We start from the raw sequence: 3,428 nt of genomic DNA, 5'->3' as shown, positions 1-3,428 counted from the left end.
TCGATCAGTTTTTTTACTTTCCAGACCGCATCGCTGCCCGGACGGTCACTGAAAACCGGGACACCGTTTGTCAGATAAGGCTCGGCAAGCCTGTGCACCCAGGGCGTCTGCATGACCGTATCGATGATGAGGCCGTCCACTTTGCCCACCATGTCATCGAAATTCCGCACCACCGTATCCACTCCGTACCGCTTGGCAAAAGCTGCCGCCTCTTCGTTCTTGATATGCCAGACATGGGTATAGATCATCCCCGTGCGATTGGGAGTGGTCGCCGCTCCGTTGATTCCGTTGGCCAGGGCAGCCCATCCGGTGGAATGCGGGTATTCTCCCAGAATAACGCCAACCTTGAGAAGATCGCTCGCTGTGCGCTTCTTCGGCTCGGCGGCGTCAACTCCAATTGCGGTTCCCGAAACCGCCATTGCGCTCAATCCTAAAAATTTACGCCTTGTTGTATGCATTGCCATTTCTCCTGCTGTCTGAACCTTGATTCATGGGCTGGTTTCGACAGGCTCAACCAGCGTGCACTGCCCAACTATCGTGCACTGAGCTTGTCGAAGTGCTGTTTTCTGACTTCTGTATTCTTATTGTTTCACCACCACATTCACCAGTTTTCCCGGAACATAGATTTTCTTTACTGCCGTTTTCCCTTCGATGAACCGCTTGACATTTTCGCTGGATTCCACCAGGGCGACAGCGTCCTCTTCGGTAATACCGACCGGGGCTTCGATGGTGGCGCGAATCTTGCCGTTCACCTGAGCCACCAGCGGGAAAGTGTCCGCCGTGATCTTCGAGTCATCCCAGGCAGGCCAGCCGGATTGGAACACGCTCTTCTTGTGGCCGAGCATCTCCCAGAGCTCCTCCGCAAGGTGCGGCGCGAACGGCGCCATGAGGCGAATCGTCGTCTCCAACGAGCTTTTATGGACCACTTCATGCTTCGTCAGACCGTTGAGCAGCTCCATGAGAAAGGCAATGGCGGTGTTGTATTCCAGGTTCTTTATATGGGCGGTCACATCACGGATGGTCTTGTGAAGGAGGGCAAGGAACCGCTTATCCTCCGGCTCTCCCGGGGCCAGCGCGCCGCCGACTGCCAGACGGTAGATACGGTCATAGAACCGCCTGACACCCATGATGCCCTTGTCCTGGAAGTCGCCGCCCTGGGTGTAGGGGCCGAGGAACATGAGGTAGGTGCGAAAGCAGTCGGCGCCGTACTCACGGATGAAAGCATCGGGATTGACCACATTCCCGCGGCTCTTGGACATCTTGGCTCCGTCCTTGATGATAAGGCCGTGGGCGCGGAATTTCCTGAACGGCTCCTCGAATTCGATGAATCCCATATCCTTCAGCGCCATGGTGATGAAACGGGTGTAGAGAAGATGGAGCACCGCATGCTCGTTTCCGCCGATGTACATGTCCACCGGCAGCCATGTACGGGTGCGCTCTGGGTCGAACGGGCGGTCATCGAACTCGGTGGAGGGATAGCGGAAGAAATACCATGCCGAATCGAGGAAATTGTCCATGACGTCGGTTTCACGCCTCGCCGGGCCCCCGCACTGCGGGCAGGCGGTCTCCACAAATTCCCGGCTGCGGTTCAATGGTGATTTCCCCGAGCCGTCCGGGCGGAAATCTTTCATCTGGGGCAGGAGCACGGGCAAATCTTCCTCCGGAACCGCCTGGGCGCCGCATTTCTCGCAGTGAATGATCGGTATGGGAGGCCCCCAGTATCGCTGACGGGAGAGGCACCAGTCATGGAGGCGGTAATTGATCTTCCCCCGCCCCTTACCGCGGCTTTCGAACCAGCGGGTTATGGCGCCTATGGCCTCACGGGAATTCATGCCGTTGAACTCGCCGGAATTGACCATCACTCCCTCTCCGGTGTAAGCAGCTTCAAGATGATGAGCAGAACCGTCCGATGAAATCACCTCGACAATGGGGAGATCGAAGGTTTTGGCAAACTCGAAATCCCGTTCGTCATGTGCGGGAACCGCCATGATCGCCCCGGTCCCGTAGCCGATGAGCACATAATCTGCCACCCATACCGGTATCAGCGCGCCGGTCGCCGGGTTGACCGCATACCCGCCGGTGAAGACTCCGGTTTTTTTTCCGGCCTCTTCGATGCGTTCCTGCTCGGTTTTTCCTGCCGTTTCACGGAGGTAGTTCTCTACCGCCTGACGCTGTTCCGGGGAGGTGCTCCTGCCTGTCAGGGGATGTTCCGGGGCAATCACCATGTAGGTTGCGCCGAACACGGTATCTGGACGGGTGGTGAACACCCTCAGTTTCTCATCCGTGCCTGCAAGCCCGAAATCGATCTCCGCGCCCTCGCTCTTTCCGATCCAGTTCCGCTGGGCGCTCCGGGTGATTTCCGACCAGTCGATCCAGTCAAGGTTGGCATACAGCCGCTCGGCATACCGGGTGATGCGGACAAACCACTGGAGCATCTTTTTCTGGGTTACGTCGCTTTTGCAGCGCTCGCATTCCCCGGCGATGACCTGCTCCGAGGCGAGCACGGTCTGGCAGGAAGGGCACCAGTTCACCGCCGCCGCCTCCTGGTAAGCGAGGCCGTGCTTGAAAAGCTGGACGAATATCCACTGAGTCCACTTATAGTACCGTGGATCCGTAGTATCCACCTGGCGGGACCAGTCGAACATGGCGCCTATCATCTTGAGCTGGTTATCGCGGAAATTGGCGATGTTTTTCGGCACCAGATCCGCCGGGTGGATTTCCTTTTTCAGCGCGAAGTTCTCCGAGTGCATCCCGAAGGCATCAAAACCGATCGGCTCGAATACATCATACCCCTGCAGCTTCATAAAACGGCCGTAGATATCAGAGCCGGTGAATGCGTACACGTTCCCCACATGCAACCCTTCGGCTGATGGATAGGGAAACATCATGAGGTTATAGAATGGATTTTTTGCGCTGTCGAGATCGATACGGTAATCGCCCCGCACCTCCCATCGCGCCCTCCATTTCTTTTCAATGGCCTGGTGGTCGTATTTGGCTTCGGTATCTCGGTTCAAGGGTTTCTCCTGAATGTAAAAAAATCACCTATTGAAGAATTATACCGTAAATATACGCTTGGAAAAAGCTATCTTCAATATGATTTATTGATTTCTGCTGAATCCAGAAAGCAGGGTGAGTTGACATGATTTACGGCATGTAAGAACGGATGGATGGTAGGAAATAATGTGAGAGCCAAAAACCTTGATGATCCCGCCTGCTATTGAAAATTAGCTAATTCAATTGCAGATATTAAGTGATGCATAATCGGCTGTTTTTTCTGTGCATGAATCTCAGTAGTGTCCGGTTAAAATAAAATAGAAATGGGCAATGTCCTTATTCTGTATATATTTAGGTAGACAAATACCATTAATCGATACAGAACAGGAGGATTGCCCATGATTAGAAATACGGTATTTTCACAGCTTATGCAA

Annotated in this window: 2 protein-coding genes; both read right to left on the bottom strand. The window is 54.4% G+C overall.

Annotation, left to right across the window (positions count from 1 at the left end; translation table 11 throughout):
- A partial coding sequence (locus Q8O92_15655; GenBank protein ID MDP2984754.1) for a twin-arginine translocation signal domain-containing protein occupies nucleotides 1-458 on the bottom strand: 458 nt, incomplete at its 3' end.
- Nucleotides 459-581: 123 nt separating this feature from the next.
- Nucleotides 582-3,014 carry a leucine--tRNA ligase gene (gene leuS / locus Q8O92_15650; GenBank protein ID MDP2984753.1) on the bottom strand — a complete coding sequence of 811 codons (2,433 nt, stop codon included), beginning with the start codon at nucleotides 3,012-3,014 and terminating at the stop codon, nucleotides 582-584.
- Nucleotides 3,015-3,428: the final 414 nt, after the last annotated feature.

The sequence above is a fragment of the Candidatus Latescibacter sp. genome (genome assembly GCA_030692375.1).
In the GTDB taxonomy this organism is placed as follows: Bacteria; Latescibacterota; Latescibacteria; order Latescibacterales; family Latescibacteraceae; genus JAUYCD01.
This window is presented reverse-complemented; position numbering and strand designations above follow the sequence as displayed.